The organism is Pseudoalteromonas sp. SG43-7, assembly GCF_014164295.1.
Taxonomy (GTDB): Bacteria; Pseudomonadota; Gammaproteobacteria; order Enterobacterales; family Alteromonadaceae; genus Pseudoalteromonas; species Pseudoalteromonas rhizosphaerae.
In genome coordinates this window covers 1-17,194 of the sequence record NZ_JACJEY010000043.1, presented here as the reverse complement: position 1 = coordinate 17,194, position 17,194 = coordinate 1, and the positions used below count along the sequence as shown (strand labels likewise).

Sequence of the window (17,194 nt, the reverse complement as noted above, 5' to 3'; positions counted from 1 at the left end):
TCTCCTTAGTAACTGCCATGGCTGTTATTTTCAATTTCTTCTACGGTTACTTTGCGCCACATTTTCACATAACACCATGTGGTGTAAAGTAAAATAAGTGGCACAAAAATACTTACTGCAATAAACATTACATTCAATGTTCTATGGCTAGAAACCGCATCCCATATTGTTAAACTAATATCAGGGTGATTACTTGATGGCATAATAAATGGGAATAAGGACATTCCAGCCGTCATGATCACACCGCCAAGCATTAAGCTTGTTGCTATTAATGCCAGCCCCGGCCTATTAATTTTTGAACATATCCACGCTAATGCAGCCATTAAAAAAGCGACCGCAGGGAACAGCATAGTTAAAGGCATTTGTTGATAATTGTTTAACCAAGCACCTGCAGAGGTGGTTACTGTTTTATCTAGTGGGTTTGCAAAGCCTTGCGCATCACCCATCGAGATTATTTGGTAACCATCAAGATTAGCAATCCAAATACCTGCAACAGCAAATAACATGATGAATGCTAACAGTGCATAACGACCATATTGCGCTGAGCGACGAGCAACATCACTGTCTGTACGCAGCTGTAACCACATACCGCCATGGGCAAGTAACATAGTTACGCTGATCAAGCCGGCTAATAAGGCAAATGGATTTAATAATGCAAAGAAAGATCCTTGGTAGCTGGTTCTAAGGTATTCATCAATACTAAATGGCACACCTAAAAACAGATTGCCAAAGGCCACGCCAAATACCAGAGCAGGAATGGCACTGCCAGCAAATAAGCCCCAATCCCAATTGTTACGCCAGCGTGGAGAGTCAATTTTGCTGCGATAGTCAAAACCCAAAGGTCTAAAAAATAAGGCAAACAATACCAACATCATAGCAAAGTAAAAGCCCGAAAATGCAGCCGCATAAACCATCGGCCACGCTGCAAATAAGGCACCCCCTGCGGTGATAAACCATACTTGGTTACCATCCCAGTGTGGACCTACCGTATTGATCACCACACGGCGTTCACTGTCGGTTTTACCAACTAACTTGATAAGCATAGCCACGCCCATGTCCATACCATCGGTGATTGCAAAACCAATTAACAATACGCCGATGATAACCCACCAAAGTAACTTTAACGTTTCATAATCGAAAATCATGATTTTGCTCCTTGCTCGTCAGTTATTTGGTCGCCATTAGTATGGTCATCTAAATGTTCAAAGTGATATTTACCAGTGTGCAATGAACTTGGTCCTATTTTAACAAATCGCAGCATCAGCCAGCCTTCGACAATAGCAAGGCCGGTGTAGAATACGATAAAGCCGGTTAAGCTTATTAAAATATCATTGACAGTCAGTGACGAGGTCGCTAAAAAGGTCGGCAGTATTTCAGAGATTGCCCACGGCTGACGGCCATACTCTGCAACTATCCAGCCAAACTCGATTGCTATCCAAGGTAGAGGAATACTCCACACCGCAGCCCACAATAACCAACGTTTCTGTTCAATCACACGATGTGCATTGTAATAAAAAGACAATACAAATACGCCCAGCATAATCACACCACAGCCAACCATGATCCTAAATGACCAAAACATCGGGCCTACTTGAGGGAACGAATCTTTAACGGCTTGCTGAATTTGTGCTTCAGTTGCATCCACTACATTTGGTGTATAACGCTTTAACAATAAGCCGTAACCTAAGTCGTCTTTTAACGCGTCAAACTTAGCAATGTTTTCAGCAGATTCATCACCATCGCGCAGTTTTTCAAGGTATTTATAAGCGATCATACCGTTACGAATACGCACTTCGTGTTGTTTTTCTAAATCATTAATGCCGATGACTTGCTCATCTAGCGAGCGGGTCGCTATTAAGCCTAGTGCATACGGGATTTTAACGGCAGCATGGGTCACTTGTTTATCGGAATCAGGGATCCCAACTAACGTAAACGCAGCGGGTGCTTCCTCGGTGTGCCATTCAGCTTCAATGGTTGCCAGTTTTACTTTTTGTACTTCACCGACTTCATAGCCTGATTCATCGCCAAGTAAAATAACACACAATACTGAGGCTAAACCAAAGCCGCTGGCGACTGAAAAAGAGCGTTTTGCAAAAGCGAGATCACGGCCCTTAAGGATATACCAACTACTGATCCCCAATACGAACATGGATGCGGCAACATAGCCCGCAGACACAGTATGAATAAACTTAACTTGTGCGACAGGGTTAAACACAAGCTCGGCAAAACTAGTCATTTCCATGCGCATAGTTTGATAGTTAAATTCAGCACCGACAGGATTTTGCATCCAACCATTAGCGACTAATATCCACAGCGCAGACATATTAGTACCAATAGCCATTAAAAAGGTTGCACCTAAATGCTGGCGTTTACTGAGCCGCTCCCAGCCTAAAAAGAACATACCCACAAAGGTCGATTCTAAAAAGAATGCCATTAACCCTTCTATTGCAAGGGGAGCGCCAAATACATCGCCCACATAATGAGAGTAATAAGACCAGTTAGTACCAAATTCAAACTCCATGGTAAGGCCTGTGGCTACACCAATGGCGAAGTTAATGCCAAATAGTTTACCCCAAAACTTGGTCATATCACGGTAGATTTCTCGGCCGGTCATTACATAAACCGACTCCATGATCACTAAAATCCAGGTCATACCTAGAGTCAGTGGTACAAATAAAAAGTGAAACAGGGCGGTGACAGCAAACTGTAATCGCGATAGATCCACAAAGGTTTCATCTATCATTTTTTATAGCTCCTTGTATGTGCGGGCGAGTCACAAAACAAATAAAGTAAGCAAAAGTTAGTTAATGAAGTTTCAGTAATTATTGAAACCTCATGCATTATTCTCTTTTGGTTAATTATTGTCAATCACAACATGGATAAATATTACCCCATTATGATTAATGCGACGCTTTTTAATCAGCTTTAGTTAGTGAAACACAGAGCTTAACTATTTACCAATATATGTTTGAAAAACAGGCAAATAGTTCTGGTTGTATCAGTAAAGGTACGTTGCTGAAGGTTTCTCTAATTTATTCAGGGTGTGTCATTTAATCGCGCAGTAAAACAAGCTAGACTACTGCCTATGACCGTCTTGTTGACTTGTGAATAAAAAACAGCCATGAATAAAGATAAACAGCCACTACGTATAGCGATTGTAGTTGGAGAGCTCTCTGGTGATATTTTAGGTGAAGGCCTAATTAAAGCATTGAAACAGCGCTACCCTGATGCCATTTTTGAAGGTATTGCAGGGCCGAAAATGCAGGCGCAAGGCTGTAGTAGCTTATTTGATATGGAAGAGTTAGCTGTAATGGGCTTAGTGGAAGTGCTAGGCCGATTACCGCGGTTATTAAAAATTCGCAAGCAACTAGTCCAACACTTTATTGATAACCCGCCAGACGTTTATATAGGTATTGATGCACCTGACTTTAATTTACGGGTTGAAAAGCCGTTAAAAGATGCTGGTATTAAAACGATTCAATATGTAAGTCCATCAGTGTGGGCATGGCGAGAAAAACGTATTCACAAAATCAGCGCTGCAACCAATATGGTGCTGGCTTTATTACCGTTTGAAAAAGCATTTTACGATAAACATAATGTGCCATGTACTTTTGTTGGCCATACACTGGCTGATGATATTGCCCTTGAGCATGACGACAGCGCAGCGCGTCAACAATTAGGTTTAAGCCTTGATGATAAAGTACTGGCATTATTGCCAGGTAGTCGAGGCTCAGAAGTAGGGTTGCTTAGTGAAACTTACCTTAAAACAGCGGCCGGGCTACAAGCTAAAAATCCTGATTTAAAAATAGTGGTGCCATTAGTAAATGAGCAACGCAAAGCACAATTTAGTGCTATTTTGGCAGCTACAGCGCCACAACTAAATATTCAGTTGTTGGATGGACAATCGAACCTTGCTATGCAAGCGGCAGATGTGATTTTAATTGCATCAGGTACCGCGACCCTGGAAGGGATGCTTTATAAAAAACCTATGGTGGTTGGCTATAAAATAAAAGCCCTAAGTTATTGGATTTTTAAAAGTTTATTCACTTTTAATATTAAATACTTTTCGTTACCAAACTTATTAGCTGACGAAGAGCTAGTGCCTGAATTTATGCAGCATGATTGCAGCGTTGAAAACCTAACGAACGCCCTTGAACCAATGCTAAATAGTGATAATCGCGAGTTGAAAGCGCGTTTTTTAGCCATTCACCAGCAAATACGCTTAAATGCTAGTGAGCAAGCAGCCACTGCTGTTGCGGAGATTATAGATGCAAATTGAACGACCTAACCTCAGCTTTATCGCTGGCGTTGACGAAGTCGGCCGTGGGCCATTAGTTGGCGATGTAGTGACCGCTGCGGTGATCCTCGATCCAGCTAAACCGATAGCTGGTCTTGCGGATTCAAAAAAGTTAACCGATAAAAAACGCCAAGCACTGGCAATTGAGATCAAAGAAAAAGCGCTGTGTTGGTCCATTGGCCGATGTAGCCCCACAGAAATCGACGAGTTAAATATTCTCCATGCCACTATGCTGGCAATGACTCGTGCGGTTGAAGGCTTAAGTACCACCCCTGAGTTTGTATTTGTCGATGGCAATCGCCTACCTGCGCTCAGTATGCCGGCACAAGCCGTAATAAAAGGCGACAGTCTAGTGGCAGAGATCTCAGCAGCATCCATTATTGCTAAAGTTGCCCGTGATGATGAAATGATTGAGCTTGATAAACGCTATCCAGAATATGGTTTTGCAGGTCATAAAGGCTACCCAACCAAGGCACATTTTGCTGCTCTTGAGCAGTACGGCGCCATTAGTGAACATCGTAAAAGCTTTAAACCAGTACAACGTGTACTGGCGATGCTGGAGAAGTAATGGCAGCTCCAGATTTTGTGCATTTACGGGTACATTCAGACTTTTCAATGGTCGATGGTTTAGCGAAAACTAAACCGATTGTCGCCAAAGCGCAGGAATTACAATTACCGGCATTGGCCATTACCGACCAAATGAACTTATGTGGTTTAGTGCGCTTTTATGACACCGCTCATAATGCGGGTATTAAACCAATTGTTGGTGCTGATTTTTGGTTACACAGCCCAGAGTTTCCAGAAGGGCCTTGTCGGTTAGTTATTTTAGCTAAAGATAATGTCGGTTATAAAAATCTTACCCTTTTAATCTCTAAAGCGTATCAACGTGGGCATTTATTTCATCGCCCTGTTATTGAACGAGATTGGTTAGTTGAGCACAAAGAAGGGCTTATTTTACTCTCTGGTGCCAAAGATGGCGATTTAGGTAAAGCGCTTTTAAAAGGCAACCCAGCCACAGTTGAGTCGGTGGTTAGTTTTTATAAACAGCATTTTAGTGATAACTACTATATTGAGTTGATACGTACTAAGCGTACACAAGAAGAAGATTATTTACACTTAGCGGTTGAGCTTGCAACCGTTGAGCAGTTGCCAGTAGTGGCTACCAACGAAGTGGTATTTTTGAAGCCTGAAAACTTCGAGGCCCACGAAATACGCGTAGCAATATTTGACGGCTATACGCTTGATGATAAACGCCGACCAAAGCGCTTCTCTGAAGAGCAGTACTTAAAAACCCCAGCACAAATGGCTGAGCTGTTTAGTGATATCCCTGAAGCGCTGCAAAACAGTGTGGAAATCGCCAAACGCTGTAATGTGACGGTGCAGCTTGGTACGTATTTCTTACCAGATTACCCAACCGGCTCATTAAAAATTGAAGACTTCTTGGTGAAAGTATCCCGAGACGGTCTTGAAGAGCGCCTACAGTTTTTATTCCCTGATGCAGCGGACCGAGCAGAAAAACGTGTTGAATACGACGAGCGTTTACAAATCGAGCTCGATGTAATTAACCAAATGGGTTTCCCTGGTTACTTCTTGATCGTAATGGAGTTCATCCAGTGGAGTAAAGATAACAATATTCCAGTTGGGCCAGGGCGTGGTTCAGGTGCGGGTTCGTTAGTGGCGTACGCGCTGAAAATTACCGATCTTGATCCGCTTGAATTTGATTTACTTTTCGAGCGCTTCTTGAACCCTGAACGTGTATCAATGCCGGATTTCGACGTCGATTTCTGTATGGATAGACGCGATGAAGTAATCGATCACGTATCGGCTCTGTATGGACGAGATGCGGTATCACAGATCATTACTTTTGGTACTATGGCAGCAAAAGCGGTAATACGTGATGTTGGCCGAGTACTTGGCCACCCGTACGGATTTGTTGACCGTATATCAAAACTGATCCCAGGCGATCCCGGCATGACGTTGGCAAAAGCGTTTGATGTTGAGCCACGCCTGCAAGAAGCTTACGATGGCGATACAGAAGTAAAAGACTTAATCGATATGTGTCGCATCCTTGAAGGCTGTACACGTAACGCTGGTAAACATGCCGGTGGTGTGGTTATTTCACCGACTACAATTACTGATTTTGCCGCCCTGTATTGTGACGATGAAGGTAAGTTTCCGGTTACTCAGTTTGACAAAAATGACGTAGAGACCGCCGGATTAGTAAAGTTTGACTTCTTAGGTCTACGAACCCTGACCATTTTGCAATGGGCAGTTGATATGACTAATGAGCGCTTAACCCGAGAGGGCAAAGAGTCAATAGATATCAACACCATTCCACTGAATGATAAAAAGAGTATAGAGCTGCTATTAAGAGCAGAAACTACCGCGGTATTCCAACTTGAATCCCGGGGTATGAAAGACTTAGTAAGGCGCTTAAAGCCCGATTGCTTTGAAGATATGATCGCCTTGGTAGCCTTGTTTCGTCCCGGGCCATTACAGTCAGGCATGGTAGATAACTTCATCGACCGAAAACTTGGTCGCGAAGAAATTTCTTATCCAGATGCACAATATCAACACGAAAGCTTAAAGCCTATTTTGGAGCCGACTTACGGCATTATCTTGTATCAAGAACAAGTAATGCAAATTGCTCAGGTACTGGCAGGTTACACCCTAGGTGGCGCCGATATGTTACGTCGTGCAATGGGTAAGAAAAAGCCAGAAGAGATGGCAAAACAGCGTTCAACATTTGAAGATGGTGCGCGAAATAACGGCATTGACGGCGAACTGGCGATTAAGATCTTCGACTTGGTAGAGAAGTTCGCAGGCTACGGTTTCAATAAATCACACTCCGCAGCCTATGCGTTAGTATCGTACCAAACGCTGTGGATGAAAACCCATTATCCTGCTGAATTTATGGCGGCGGTGATGTCGGCTGATATGGATAACACTGAAAAAATCGTCACCTTGGTTGATGAATGTGAGAACATGAAGCTCACTTTATTACCGCCTGATGTAAATGCTGGTGCCTATAAGTTTACAGTAAACCTCAAGGGTGAAATTGTTTATGGTATTGGTGCTATCAAAGGCGTGGGTGAAGCGCCTGTAGATGCAATTTTAGAAGCGCGAAGTAACGGTGGGCCATTTAAAGACCTATTCGATTTTTGTGCGCGGGTAGATTTAAAACGTATCAATAAACGCGTAACCGAAAAACTTATTTACGCCGGTGCGCTTGATCAACTCGGTCCCGAGAAAACGCAACCAGCGCGTGCTACGTTATTGGCAAGCTTAAAAGATGCGATGAAAGCGGCTGATCAGCATCATAAAGCAGAGTCGTTAGGGCAAACTGATTTATTTGGTTTATTAGCGACAGAGCCGGATGAAGTCGAGCAAGCATTTATAAAAGCCACGCCACTGACTGATAACCAATGGCTTGATGGGGAAAAAGAAACCTTAGGCTTATATTTAACCGGGCACCCAATAAATCAGTATCGTAAAGAGCTGAAATATTACACCAGTGGTAAATTAGTGGATTTACAGCCAACTAATCGTGATGTGCAATCAACCGCTGCAGGCCTTGTTATAGCTGCACGTACACTAGTAAATAAAAAGGGAAATCGTTGGGGGCTTGTAACTTTAGATGACAAGAGTGCCCGTATTGATGTACGCTTATTCCCAGAACAGTTTGAAATGTACCAAGATATGCTGCAAATCAACAATATCTTGGTAATATCTGGACAGGTCAGCTTTGATAACTTCTCCGGTGGTATTACAATGACCGCCAGAGACATATGCACCATCGCGCAAGCGCGCGAAAAACGTATTAAAGCGATTAAAATGACGCTAAATATGGTGCAAATCGAAGCCAACTTCTTCGATAAATTACAAAAAGTACTCGAACCTTATAAGTTTGGTACTTGTCCGATTAAGGTTTACTATCAGCGTCCAGATGCGTTGGCACAGTTAACCCTCGGGACAGAATGGTGTGTTACGCCTAGTGATGACTTAATTCATAAGTTATCGTTAATGGCGGCGCAAGATGTAGAACTAGAATTTAACTAATTAGGTAGTTTAGAGCATGAGCCTCAATTATCTTGATTTTGAGCTTCCAATCGCAGAGTTAGAAGCAAAAATTGAAGAGTTACAAAATATAAGCCGCGCTGGCGATTTAGACCTTGAGTTAGAAGAGGAAGTCAGTCGATTAAAAGAGAAAAGCGCTAAAATGAAAGAGGAAATATTCTCTAAATTAGGTGCTTGGCAGGTTTCTCAGTTAGCCCGTCATCCGTTGCGTCCTTATACTCGAGATTATATCGAGCGTATTTTCACGGAATTTGACGAGTTTGCTGGCGATCGTACTTTTGCGAATGATCCGGCAATTTTAGGCGGTGTTGCACGCTTTGAAGGTCAACCAGTGATGGTTATTGGCCAACAAAAAGGCCGTGACACAGCTGAAAAAATTAAACGCAACTTTGGTATGCCAAAGCCTGAAGGTTACCGTAAAGCATTACGCTTAATGGAAATGGCAGAGCGTTTTAAAATGCCAATTATGACCTTTATCGACACCCCAGGTGCATACCCAGGTGTTGGCGCTGAAGAGCGAGGCCAATCTGAAGCAATCGCACGTAACCTTAAAGTGATGGCAGCATTAAAAGTGCCAACAATTTGTACGGTTATTGGTGAAGGCGGCTCAGGTGGTGCTCTAGCCATTGGTGTAGGTGATCGCGTTAACATGTTGCAGTACAGTACTTACTCGGTGATTTCACCAGAAGGTTGTGCATCAATTTTGTGGAAGAGCGCTGATAAAGCACCTCTTGCTGCAGAAGCGATGGGTGTAACCGCTGAGCGTGTTAAAGAGCTTGATTTGATCAACAGCTTAGTTGAAGAGCCATTAGGTGGCGCACACCGTAACTACGAAGGTATGGCGCGTAACCTGAAAAATCAACTTAAGCGCGATTTAGCTGATTTACAAGCTCTGTCACTGGATGAGATGCTTGATCAACGCTATAAACGTTTAATGTCGTTTGGCTATTGTTAAGATAAACAAAACAACCAAATTGATGAAAAAAAGCCGCTATTGCGGCTTTTTTGTTTTAGAATGCTTTGGAGCTTGGAGCACTACTAAATTTAAGTTGATGGTTACTCATGCAAACAACATCGTTATACCAACAAGTAAAAAATGCCATTACGCCTTATACCGATGAGCACAAAACCGCATTTACGGTAGCGCTCTCTGGTGGTGTGGATTCGGTGGTATTACTGCATATAATGAATGCGCTAAAAGCTGAAATACCGCAACTGCAATTAAGCGCAGTTTATGTTAATCATGGTTTAAGTCAGTATGGCGACGATTGGCAGCATTTTTGCGAAAAACTATGTGCAATAGTAAAAGTTCCTTTTTACTCGGCTCAGGTAAAAATCACCAATAAATCACGCACGAGTCTAGAAGAGCTCGCCCGCGATGCTCGGTATCAGGCACTTGATCAGCATAGCCCAAGCGGCAGTATTATTTTGCTAGGGCAGCACTTAAATGATCAACTAGAAACGTTTTTACTGAGGCTAAAACGCGGCTCAGGATTACAAGGCTTAGCATCTATGCGGCAAACTCGCACCTTGAGTTCTGGGCGAGAATGTTTACGGCCACTGCTGAACAGCACACGACACAGTATTGAACAATTTGCTACCGAGTTTAAGCTTGAGCATATTACCGATGATTCAAATACAGATGAGCGCTTTGATCGCAACTTTATTCGTCAGCAAATAGTACCTCTATTAAGTGAACGATTTAGCGGCTTTGAGAAAAGCGCAGCACGCAGTGTTAAGCTTCTTCAACAGCAGCAAGATGTACTTGATGAATACACTCAGTTAGATTTAAGCCAATGCCAAAACATCCAGCAAGGGTTAAGTTGTTTACAGCTAGCAAATTTTAGCGCTGCGCGCCAAGCAAATGTTTTGCGTTGTTGGCTTGGGCAGTTTACGACGCTTATGCCATCACAACAACAAACTCAGCAAATACTTACACAAGGTTTAACAGCAAAAGCTGATGCGCAGCTACTTATTCAGTTAACCGAAGGGCAAGTACGCCGGCATCAAAACTTTTTATATTTTGTACGTGAAACAACCGTTCCTGACAGCCAATCACTAACTGCTCAAAAACAGTTACTTTCAGATGGTCGTACCCTCATACAATTATCAGGTATAGGAGTTAGAAAGCCATTGCCTGATGAACACGTTTCTGTTCAGTTTAATTGCCCACAGGCGCGTATTAAACCGCTTAAAAAACCGGGCCACAACAGCATTAAACATTGGTTTAAAGATGCCAAAGTAGCGCCATGGTTACGTGCTAATGTGCCACTAATTTTTTATAATGAGCAATTGGTTTATGTCGTAGGGCATTTTATAAGTGCAGAACACGCCGATGAAAAAGGTATATTTTGGGAGATAAAAACATGACAACGTCACAGCCACACGTTGGTTTATCACTAGTCAATAAAGCGCCGTTAGGGCTTATAGTTACAGCCGTTGTAGCGGGCATTGCCACGGTAATGTTTGAGCTGGCGCTATTAACGTTAGCGTATTCGGTTGCAGGTGGTTTGGTGTGTGCTATTATTTTAATTGCGTACTGGTTAGGTAAAGGCGGACTATTTTTTATTGTTGGGGTGAGTATTCCATTATTAATGGTCATTGTTGTACCACTGACCAGCATGGCTGCTTTGTTATACCTAATTAGTGGTTTCTTTTTTGGTTTTTGCTTAGCACTATTAGGCTATAAGTTATTGGTCAAGTCAAAAAGTTAGTATAAGTATCAAAGTAAGGCCTAGCGGGGGAACTAGGCTTACCTTTAATTAATACGCTTTCGCGCAGTTACGCCCTGATGCTTTGGCCTTGTATAAACCTTTATCGGCGCGGGCAAAAATCTCATTCTCACAATCTTTGCTGTTTGCCAAGGTAAATCCAATGCTGGTGGTGACTTCATATTGTTTCATTAAACTTGACTGCGCCACTAACTGCATCACTCGCTGAGCAATCACTTTATTTGTGGTAAATTCAGGATCATCAATTAATACCGCAAACTCATCGCCACCAAAGCGAAATACAGAATCTGTGCCGCGAATACTACTGCATAAAACGTTGGCAAACTCTTGTAATACGTCATCGCCAATTTTATGACCGTAGCTATCATTAACTTGTTTAAAGTTATCTAAATCTAACAACATTAAACTAAATGGACGATGATGGCGGCGAAAGCGCTCTAATTTTTGCGTCAAAATAGCATCAAACTGACTACGATTATTAAGCCCTGTTAAGGTGTCTTTAGTCGCTAGTTTTAGTACGCGGCTATACATTAATGCATTGCGTAATGGGTAAACCAATGCGCAGTGTAAGCCAACTAACTTTTGTTCAATATTGCCCGAAAGCGGATATTGGCAAAAATAGATAAGCTGTCCTAAATGTTCATTATTTATGTCTAAATTAAATGAATATGGCGGTTTGCTGTTATCACTATTAGCAATTTGTGCCACCCCAAGAGATGACTGAAACTGCAAGCCTGAAAAATTAATAAGCTGCTTTGCGTGTTCAGCATAAATCGTTAGTAGCTCTTCTATGTTCAACGTTGTTTGCAGTTTCTCGAGCAAACTATGGATAGCTGCGGGCTCATTATTACGGTAATGCTCTGCCGAAAACGGCAGGAACTCGCCACGTGCTGAGATGCGCTGCGTCAAAATATGGACATTTTCCATGGTTTTCTCCCCCTAGGAGTTTGTTATTACTTTTCTAAGCGATTTTTGTGCCACTATTCCAAACTGGCTGAAAAACAGATAGTTGCTATAGTTAACTCTTAAGCAGCTAAAATTTTGACGGTATGGCAATAATATAAATAGGAGGTTTATTTGCAAAGTGTATTGGCTCAAATATTTGGCTTATTACTGGCTGCTGTGGTGCTGGTATGGTTATTTAAGCGCATTGGCTTACCGCCGATCCTCGCTTACCTTGCTACTGGCTTATTAGCGGGTAGTCATGGCATTGGCTGGATGGCGCAAAGTCATGAAATACATTTTGTAGCTGAGCTTGGTATTGTATTTTTATTATTTAGTTTAGGGCTGGAGTTTTCTGTTGGCCGCTTAATGGCAATGCGCAATATTGTATTTGGCTTGGGCACGTTGCAAGTAATAGTCACAAGTATTGTGTTTATGCTGATTTTATTGCTGATGGATTTGTCTGTGCTGAGTAGTTTTACTATCGCGACATTAATGGCGCTGTCATCAACAGCGGTGGTGGTTAAATTACTTAAAGAAACCGGCGAACTTAAACAGCGGCGAGGGCAGCTTGCTATCGGAATGTTATTATTTCAAGATATTGCGGTGGTGCCGTTACTGATTACTTTACCTTTACTGGCCCAAAGCAGTGGTACTGAAGGCATTGCCTGGGCGCTGACTTTCGCTTTAACTAAAGGCGCGTTTGTATGTTTGTTGTTATGGATGATAGGCAAGTGGGTATTGCCAAAAGTCTTTAGCGAAGTTGCATTAATGCGCACCGATGAATTGTTTGTTTTGACTACTTTAGTGGTTGCCTTATTTGCCGCAGGCTTAACGTATTTATTTGGCTTATCGATGGCGCTGGGCGCATTTTTAGCAGGAATGATGCTCGGCGAAAGCCAGTACCGACATCAGTTAGAAGCCGATATTCGACCATTTCGCGATATTTTAATGGGCCTATTTTTTGTCACTGTCGGCATGCAGCTCGATATTTTATACGTGTTTGGCGTATGGTATTGGATAGTGGCTGCATTAGCGCTAATGCTAGTATTAAAAATTGGTGTTATTACTTTTTTAGCGCAACTGATGGGCGAGCGAAAACAAGATGCAATTGCAGCAGGCATCATGCTGTGGCAAATGGGCGAGTTTGGTTTTGTATTAATTGCGCTTGCTACTAAACACCAATTATTAGCTTTAGATCACGCCTCATTTTTAATCGCTATTGCAGTCATGTCGATGGGCTTAACACCTTATTTAATAGAATCGACGCCTTGGTTATTAAAACAACTTGGGGTATTAAAAAATCCCAACGGTGAGTGGCAGCAACAGCCTAACAGTAGCACTTTGTATCAAAACCATGTAGTTATCTGTGGGTTCTCTCGGGTTGGGCAAACTATTGCGCGGTTTTTAAAGCCAGAAGCAATAGAGTACGTTGCTGTTGAAAGTAACCCAATACTAGTTCAAGAGGCCAAAGCAGCTGGAGAGCCCGTTATTTTTGGTCATGTAAAACAAAAAGATATTTTAAAATCAGCAGGAGTCGAACGAGCTCGACTAGTGATCATTACTTTCACCGATTTTGAACATGCGCAAATCGTGATCGATGCGATAAAGCAAATAGCTCCTGACGTGAAAATACTGGTACGCATGCGCGATGATAGTCATCTCGAAGCACTCAAAGAGCTTGGCGTGACTGAGGTGGTGCCCGAAACGCTGGAAGCGAGCTTAATGTTAGTGTCGCACGTGTTATCTATGTCGGGCGTACCAATGTCGCGTATTGTTAGGCGGGTTAGCAAAGAGCGGCGTAACCGTTACCAATTTTTACATGGTTTTTTTGCCGGAGATCAATTTGATAGTGAAGAAAATAACGCCGAGCGGCTTGAGTATTTACACGTTATGGCACTGCCAGAAAACGCCTTTGCGGTTGCTAAAAATATTAATGAATTAAATCTCGAAAAACGTAAAGTATCAGTGCGAGCATTACGGCGCAAAGACCGTGAAATTGATAGTCCATCGCTGCACACTATTTTACTCGCCGGAGATATTCTTGTACTACAAGGTAAACCTCGACGAGTAGAGCGGGTAGAGTGCTATTTACTCGATGGTACGGATTAGTGAATAGTTCGCTGTTAATCGAGCTCTAAAAATTCGCGTATCTGCGGCAGTTTCTCTAAACCATCTTTATAACCAATTTCAATCAAATGCTGGGTATAGCGTTTTTCAAACAATAAGTAACTGGTTAAACTCGATTGAGAACGTTTTTTAACCCCGATCATTCGCAGTAATATTTTAATGGCTAAAGGCATATCACTGTAATAGTTTGCGGCAATGGCATTAAAGTTTTCTGATGGATTGATCACAAAACTTTGTATTTGCTTTAATTCTTGGTGTTTATCACGCCCAGGTAACAAACCTAAAGTTCGGTTAATTCGTTCAAGGCGCTCAAGATCTGACTGTAAGGTGTCGGTAAACACACTGTCGAGCAAATGGCCCGCAATTGAGGATAACCCTGGGAAGTGAGGGAGATAACCCGGTGGATGAGCTTCTTTGGGCTGATCAACACCAATAATAAATATTTTTTCAGCGCCTAAATGGACACATGGACTCAGTGGCGACAATTGGTGAATAGAGCCATCACCAAAGTAGTGGTTGTATACATTTACGCTCGGAAACACCATAGGAATTGCACTGGACGCCATTAAATGTTCAACGTTAATACGGGTCGCTTGGCCTTCGCGTTTAGCGCGCCGCCAAGGTGATTGTGTATTAGATTGAAAAAACGCCACAGAATCACCCGTGGTATAGCTTGATGCGGTGATTGACAGCGCATCTAAATAATTACGGTGTAAATTACGCTCAATGCGAGTTAAATCTAAAATTTCATTAAGTAAATTACGTAAAGGCTGATTATTCAACAAGCTCGCTGGTGGATGATTAATATGTTCAGATTGAAAACTGGTCAGCATGTTACGCATTAAATGGCCAAACACGCTGATAAAATCACTTTTATATACCATTGACGTAGAAAAGTTTTTCCAAACAGATTCCAGTTTACGTACCGCCAAATGGGTGCATGAAGCATAGCTTGCTAGCGCGGCTGAATTGATCGCTCCGGCAGATGTACCATTAATAATAGTAAATGGTAGCGGGGCGGTACGCGGCATACTTTGCGCGAGCGCTTTAAGAACCCCAACTTGGTAAGCGGCACGTGCACCACCACCGGTCAGTAACAGAGCAACTTTAGGTTTGTTTTTATCGATTTGCTTGATTTTCATAGTTGAGTTTCGTCGTTGCAATTAAGCGGTTAAGCGTCTTTACTTTATTTATTAACTGTAAGTCTTTAAGCTAGAAGAATCAAAGGATACCTTAGCTACGTTAATAATTATTAGTGTAGGCTATGAATTAAATCCATTTAGGGTACTCTTACTGTTATCGCATTTTAATATTTATGGAGTTCGTATGTCAGATCAACCATCAGCGTCAGATGTTCAAAAACGTCCACCGAATAATAACCTTTTATTTGCAGGCATCATTTTAATTATTATCATTATTGCTGCAGCGTTTGTGTTATTAAACTCAAGTGATGAGTCACAATCAGCAACCGAAGTTGAGCAACACGTAGCAGAGCGCCCCATGATGGAGCTAAAACCAGAGAACGATCCGGTTGTTAATGCCCCATCTGTTAATCCTGAAAAGCCTGCTGATTTAGCCGTGCCAACGCCACGCCCAGTAGAGCCTGAGCCGCAAGTAGAGCCACTACCTACTCTTGATGAAAGCGATCCTGTCGTTGTTGCTAAGTTAGACGAATACCTAAGTGATGCCGCTATGAGTTTGGTTATAAACGACGATGTTATTCGCCGTGGTGTGGTATTTATAGATAATCTTGCCAAAGGTAAAATTGCGCAAAAACACACTCCCGTTATTAAGTTAGAAGAAGGCTTTAGTGTGGTAGAGGGTGATATTCTTACCATTGATCCAAACAGCTATGAGCGTTATACCCCTTATGTAAAAATCTTTACTAGCATGAGCGCAGCGCAAATCGTACGTTTATACGATGAGTACAAACCACTGATCAATGATGCGTATACAGAAATTGGCTATCAAGGTGATGCATTTAATCAAACACTTGAAGAAGCGATAGACCTATTATTGGATACCCCAGAGCCAAAAGGGGATATGCCACTGTTACGTGATTCAGTAACTTATCAATATGCTTACTCAGAATGGGAACGCCTACCAGCGGCACAAAAACAACTGCTACGCATGGGCCCTGAAAATATGAAAAAAATAAAAGCTGTACTACGTAACGTAAAAAAAGAGTTAGATAATCAATAATCTTACTTAAATCGTTTAAAAAATAGTGCGATTGTATGTTTAACATGCAGTCGCACTTTCTTTTTATGTTTCCCCTTGAATAACACAGCAAAAGTAGAGATAATCCCTCCCGCGCCAACCAAGGCCCTCAATGGTAGTCTTATTGGTCCTCTCGCAACACTAGCAGGCGAACCTGGTCAGGCCCGGAAGGGAGCAGCCACAGTTTGTGACGTGTGTGCCGAGATGTGGCTGGTAAGACTGCCACCCAAATTCCTCATTTGGTGTTGTTTGAAGTATAAGTTGACATATTTGTACTAAAAGATGACATAAATTGGAAGTATAAGGTGGCATAGTCTAGTATTTAACCGAATGGTTAGATGGTTGACTCACATGTACAGAAGAAAACTAAAACACTCCCGTGTTAAAAACCTCCATAAATTTGCTAGTCAAAAAAATAAATCTACTTGTTTAGTTGAATCCTCTTTAGAGTTTGATGCTTGCTTTCATTTTGAATTTTCACCATCAATAGCCGCATTTGAAGCACAACCACTAGGTTACGAATATGAGTTTGATAACCGTATTTGCCCTTACACGCCTGACTTTTTACTTACCCACACAGACGGTACGCAAAAATTTATTGAAGTAAAACCGCAAAGCAAAATTGCTGATGAAGACTTTCGTGCACGTTTTATTGAAAAGCAATCTATCGCTAATACCAATCGGCATAAAGATTAAGTCAATTTTATCCAGTCTCTAGAGCATATGCTTTTAACCGTATCAGGAACAGAAATGAATTTATTCCACGCTTGCGAAACCTGTTCGACTATTTCTTCAT

The 17,194-nt window shown here is 42.1% G+C and carries 13 protein-coding genes and 1 other RNA gene; 10 read left to right on the top strand and 4 right to left on the bottom strand.

Features of this window, described 5'->3' with window-relative positions; all coding sequences use genetic code 11:
* Positions 1 to 5 precede the first annotated feature (5 nt).
* Positions 6 to 1,145 (bottom strand): cytochrome d ubiquinol oxidase subunit II, encoded by a 1,140-nt coding sequence (cydB, locus tag H5200_RS16975; protein ID WP_182718680.1) that lies wholly within the window; start codon positions 1,143 to 1,145, stop codon positions 6 to 8.
* Positions 1,142 to 2,743: a cytochrome ubiquinol oxidase subunit I gene (locus H5200_RS16970; RefSeq protein ID WP_182761957.1), complete on the bottom strand. Its 1,602-nt coding sequence runs from the start codon at positions 2,741 to 2,743 to the stop codon at positions 1,142 to 1,144. Before H5200_RS16970 ends, cydB begins: the two co-directional genes overlap by 4 nt.
* Before the next feature lie 378 nt (positions 2,744 to 3,121).
* Here H5200_RS16970 and lpxB point away from each other — a divergent pair, with 378 nt between their 5' ends.
* The 6 genes from lpxB to H5200_RS16940 all read left to right on the top strand — a co-directional run bounded on the left by lpxB (position 3,122) and on the right by H5200_RS16940 (position 11,088).
* On the top strand, positions 3,122 to 4,279 hold the full coding sequence (gene lpxB, locus H5200_RS16965; protein ID WP_145240502.1) for a lipid-A-disaccharide synthase: 1,158 nt from the start codon (positions 3,122 to 3,124) through the stop codon (positions 4,277 to 4,279).
* The gene (gene rnhB / locus H5200_RS16960; protein WP_182761955.1) at positions 4,269 to 4,865 is read left to right on the top strand and encodes a ribonuclease HII; all 597 of its coding nucleotides are present in this window, start codon (positions 4,269 to 4,271) and stop codon (positions 4,863 to 4,865) included. The genes lpxB and rnhB overlap by 11 nt, the downstream gene beginning before the upstream one ends.
* Complete coding sequence (gene dnaE, locus H5200_RS16955) at positions 4,865 to 8,356, top strand: DNA polymerase III subunit alpha (RefSeq protein ID WP_182718677.1); 3,492 nt, start codon at positions 4,865 to 4,867, stop codon at positions 8,354 to 8,356. Before rnhB ends, dnaE begins: the two co-directional genes overlap by 1 nt.
* Positions 8,357 to 8,372: 16 nt before the next feature.
* Entirely contained in the window at positions 8,373 to 9,329 is a 957-nt protein-coding gene (accA, locus tag H5200_RS16950) for an acetyl-CoA carboxylase carboxyl transferase subunit alpha (RefSeq protein ID WP_145240508.1), read from the top strand.
* A 107-nt stretch (positions 9,330 to 9,436) separates the two neighbouring features.
* Positions 9,437 to 10,744 carry a tRNA lysidine(34) synthetase TilS gene (gene tilS, locus H5200_RS16945; protein WP_182761953.1) on the top strand — a complete coding sequence of 436 codons (1,308 nt, stop codon included), beginning with the start codon at positions 9,437 to 9,439 and terminating at the stop codon, positions 10,742 to 10,744.
* Positions 10,741 to 11,088 carry a hypothetical protein gene (locus H5200_RS16940; RefSeq protein WP_182761951.1) on the top strand — a complete coding sequence of 116 codons (348 nt, stop codon included), beginning with the start codon at positions 10,741 to 10,743 and terminating at the stop codon, positions 11,086 to 11,088. Before tilS ends, H5200_RS16940 begins: the two co-directional genes overlap by 4 nt.
* A 48-nt stretch (positions 11,089 to 11,136) precedes the next feature.
* On the opposite strand, the gene H5200_RS16935 is transcribed toward H5200_RS16940, so the two are convergent.
* Complete coding sequence (locus tag H5200_RS16935) at positions 11,137 to 12,033, bottom strand: diguanylate cyclase (protein ID WP_149982978.1); 897 nt, start codon at positions 12,031 to 12,033, stop codon at positions 11,137 to 11,139.
* 150 nt (positions 12,034 to 12,183) lie between these two features.
* Here H5200_RS16935 and H5200_RS16930 point away from each other — a divergent pair, with 150 nt between their 5' ends.
* On the top strand, positions 12,184 to 14,160 hold the full coding sequence (locus H5200_RS16930) for a cation:proton antiporter (protein ID WP_182761949.1): 1,977 nt from the start codon (positions 12,184 to 12,186) through the stop codon (positions 14,158 to 14,160).
* 14 nt (positions 14,161 to 14,174) lie between these two features.
* On the opposite strand, the gene H5200_RS16925 is transcribed toward H5200_RS16930, so the two are convergent.
* Positions 14,175 to 15,320, bottom strand: a complete 1,146-nt coding sequence (locus tag H5200_RS16925; protein ID WP_182761947.1) for a patatin-like phospholipase family protein — start codon at positions 15,318 to 15,320, stop codon at positions 14,175 to 14,177.
* A gap of 184 nt (positions 15,321 to 15,504) precedes the next feature.
* Here H5200_RS16925 and H5200_RS16920 point away from each other — a divergent pair, with 184 nt between their 5' ends.
* The 3 genes from H5200_RS16920 to H5200_RS16910 all read left to right on the top strand — a co-directional run bounded on the left by H5200_RS16920 (position 15,505) and on the right by H5200_RS16910 (position 17,094).
* Positions 15,505 to 16,380 carry a DUF3014 domain-containing protein gene (locus tag H5200_RS16920; RefSeq protein WP_182761945.1) on the top strand — a complete coding sequence of 292 codons (876 nt, stop codon included), beginning with the start codon at positions 15,505 to 15,507 and terminating at the stop codon, positions 16,378 to 16,380.
* A gap of 140 nt (positions 16,381 to 16,520) precedes the next feature.
* An RNA gene (gene ffs / locus H5200_RS16915) (signal recognition particle sRNA small type) lies at positions 16,521 to 16,617 on the top strand.
* A gap of 132 nt (positions 16,618 to 16,749) precedes the next feature.
* The gene (locus H5200_RS16910; protein ID WP_259399227.1) at positions 16,750 to 17,094 is read left to right on the top strand and encodes a Tn7 transposase TnsA N-terminal domain-containing protein; all 345 of its coding nucleotides are present in this window, start codon (positions 16,750 to 16,752) and stop codon (positions 17,092 to 17,094) included.
* The last annotated feature ends 100 nt before the right edge of the window (positions 17,095 to 17,194 follow it).